We start from the raw sequence: 2818 nt of genomic DNA on the forward strand, positions 1-2818 counted from the left end.
GGCCTGAGCAGCAGGGATAAACAACACGCCAGCCAATCCACAAATGGCAACGCGCCTTGCCTGAACGAGGAAACCCATCATGAAGCGTCTCCCGTGGGTGAATCTCCGGTCACAGGGCATGACTGCGGCTTCGGGAGTTTCAGTGGCGTTTTGATCGGGTACTCAGGGCTGCCGTAGCGATGGCAGGAGGTGGTGACCTGGATTTCATCGCATGGCAGGAAATGCACGGTCAGGCCGCAGGTGGACTGGCCCGTGTAGTCGGGGACCGGTGCGTGCCTGGACTGTTGCTGTTTCTGGGCATTGACCCTTTGTTTCCACTCCATATACTTCGGCCAGTCGTCAAAATCAGGAACGTCATCTGAAAATGCGATGCCTGTTTCCCAATCAACACGTACCGTCATTCCGGGTTGCCATTTCCCGGGCACACTGTAGTGACCACCTCCACCGCCCTGCCACGGCCCGATGATGTCCAGCCCGGAACGCCCGTCGACGCTGAACTTGTTGATCGCCCAATGGGTGTGGTTCACCCCCTTGATGATTCCGGCCTGAGCTACTGGCATGCACAAGCCACTCGCCACCCCACATGCGGCAACCAGGCGCGATGCTCGAAAGAAAGCTTTCATCAAGAGGCTCCTTCAGCACGGACGCGCTCGACCACGGGGCATGACTGCGGTTCCGGGAGTTCCAGCGGGATTTTGATCGGGTATTCATCGCTGCCGTAGCGATGGCAGGAGGTGGTGACTTGCAACTCATCGCAAGGCAGAAAATGAATCGTGATGCCGCAAACGTCCTCACCTGTGTAATCAGGAACAGGGACAACTTTGCTGAGTTGCCGATTCTGCGCTCGTATTTTCGCCAGCCAGGCGTCATAAGCCTCAGAGTTCTGAAACCCGGGAAAGCCATCGGGATAGGCGATTCCCGTCTCCCACTGCACCTTCACCGTCATCCTTGGGGACCACCGCGCAGGCATGCTGAAGTACCCTCCCCCACCACCTTGCCAAGGTCCGATTATGTCCAGCGCCGACCGCCCATCGACGCTGAACTTGTTGATCGCCCAATGGGTATGGTTCACACCCTCAATAATTCCGGCCTGAGCAGCAGGGATAAACAACGCGCCAGCCAATTCACAAATGACAATGCGCCTTGCCTGAACGAAGAAACTCATCATGAAGCGTCTCCCGTGGATGAATCTCCGGTCACAGGGCATGACTGCGGCTTCGGCAGTTTCAGCGGGGTCTTGATCGGGTACTCAGGGCTGCCATAGCGATGACAGGACGTGGTGACCTGGATTTCATCGCATGGCAGGAAATGCACGGTCAGGCCACAGGTGGACTGGCCGGTGTAGTCGGGGACAGGGACTTGTTGGGTGTGCTGGCGTTTTTGGCCTTGAATCTCTCTTTCCCAAGCCAAGAACCTTTCCCAGTCAGCAGTACCCGGAAATCCAGAGGAACTTCCGACACCCGTTTCCCAATCAACTTGTACTGTCATCCCGGGTTGCCATTTCCCGGACACACTGTAGTGACCACCTCCACCGCCCTGCCACGGCCCGATGATGTCCAGCCCGGAACGCCCGTCAACGCTGAACTTGTTGATCGCCCAGTGGGTATGGTTAACCCCCTCGATGATTCCGGCCTGAGCTACTGGCATACACAAGCCACTCACCAATCCATACGCGGCAACCAGACGCGATACTCGAAAGAAGGTATTCATCAAGAGGCTCCTTCGCCACGGACGCGCTCGACCACGGGGCATGACTGCGGCTCCGGCAGGTTGAGAGGCGTTCTGATCGGGTACTCAGGGTGGCCGTAGGCATAACAGGAAGTAGCGACCTGAATCTCGTCACACGGTAAAAAGTGCACGGTGATTCCACAGGTGCTCTGTTCGGAGTAACTCGGAACAGGCACTGATCGACTGTGCTGGCGCCGTTGGGCGACGACTCTAGCTCTCCACTCCACGATTTTTTCCCAATCATCAAAACCAGGAAAATCCTGGGAACTACCAACTCCCGTCTGCCAATCAACCTGCACCGTCATCCCTGGTTTCCAGCGTGAGGGCAAACTGAAATGCCCTCCTCCACCTCTTTGCCAAGGCCCGATCGTATCCAACCCCGACAACCCATCAACGCTGAACTTGTTGATCGCCCAATGGGTGTGGTTAACCCCCTCGATGATTCCGGCTTGAGCAGCAGGGATAAACAACGCGCCAGCCAATCCACAAATGACAAGGCGCCTTGCCTGAACGAAGAAACTCATCATGAAGCGTCTCCCGTGGGTGAATCTCCGGTCACAGGGCATGACTGCGGCTCCGGCAGGTTGAGAGGCGTTTTGATCGGGTATTCAGGGCTGCCATAGCGATGGCAGGAGGTGGTGACCTGGATTTCGTCACATGGCAGGAAATGCACGGTCAGGCCGCAGGTGGGTTGGCCTGTGTAATCGGGGACTGGGACTTGTTTGGTGTGTTGGCGTTTTTGGGCGTGAATCTTCTTTTTCCACTCCGCATACTTTGGCCAATCCCCGAAACCTGGAAAGTCGTCGGTATAGGCGACTCCTGTTTCCCAATCGACACGCACTATCATTCCAGGTTGCCACGGCCCGGACACGCTGTAGTGACCGCCTCCACCACCCTGCCAAGGTCCGATAATGTCCACTCCATACCGACCATCGACACTGAAATGATTGACCGCCCAGTGCGTGTGATTGACCCCCTCAAGAATTCCCGCCTCTGCGCTCCTTCCCATCGGCATGCAAAGCAATCCGCACAGCATGACCGTCGCTGCCAGGCCAACGCGCCCGCTGCAACTCTGCGTAGGGTTCTCACA

General features: G+C 57.0%; 5 protein-coding genes. All 5 read right to left on the reverse strand.

The annotated features are described in order from the left end of the window. Positions 1–77 precede the first annotated feature (77 nt). The 5 genes from DM374_RS32280 to DM374_RS32300 are packed head-to-tail and all read right to left on the reverse strand — an operon-like array spanning position 78 to position 2764. Positions 78–623, reverse strand: a complete 546-nt coding sequence (locus DM374_RS32280) for a DUF3304 domain-containing protein (RefSeq protein WP_110973508.1) — start codon at positions 621–623, stop codon at positions 78–80. Then, entirely contained in the window at positions 623–1168 is a 546-nt protein-coding gene (locus DM374_RS32285) for a DUF3304 domain-containing protein (RefSeq protein WP_225422675.1), read from the reverse strand. The genes DM374_RS32280 and DM374_RS32285 overlap by 1 nt, the downstream gene beginning before the upstream one ends. After that, the gene (locus tag DM374_RS32290; RefSeq protein WP_110973509.1) at positions 1165–1710 is read right to left on the reverse strand and encodes a DUF3304 domain-containing protein; all 546 of its coding nucleotides are present in this window, start codon (positions 1708–1710) and stop codon (positions 1165–1167) included. The genes DM374_RS32285 and DM374_RS32290 overlap by 4 nt, the downstream gene beginning before the upstream one ends. Further along, a complete protein-coding gene (locus DM374_RS32295; RefSeq protein ID WP_110973510.1) occupies positions 1710–2255 on the reverse strand; it encodes a DUF3304 domain-containing protein in 546 nt (181 codons plus the stop codon). Before DM374_RS32295 ends, DM374_RS32290 begins: the two co-directional genes overlap by 1 nt. Next, on the reverse strand, positions 2252–2764 hold the full coding sequence (locus DM374_RS32300) for a DUF3304 domain-containing protein (RefSeq protein ID WP_110973511.1): 513 nt from the start codon (positions 2762–2764) through the stop codon (positions 2252–2254). Before DM374_RS32300 ends, DM374_RS32295 begins: the two co-directional genes overlap by 4 nt. Between the last annotated feature and the right edge of the window lie 54 nt (positions 2765–2818).

Origin of the sequence: Pseudomonas huaxiensis, assembly GCF_003231275.1 — a bacterium.
Lineage (GTDB): Bacteria > Pseudomonadota > Gammaproteobacteria > Pseudomonadales > Pseudomonadaceae > Aquipseudomonas > Aquipseudomonas huaxiensis.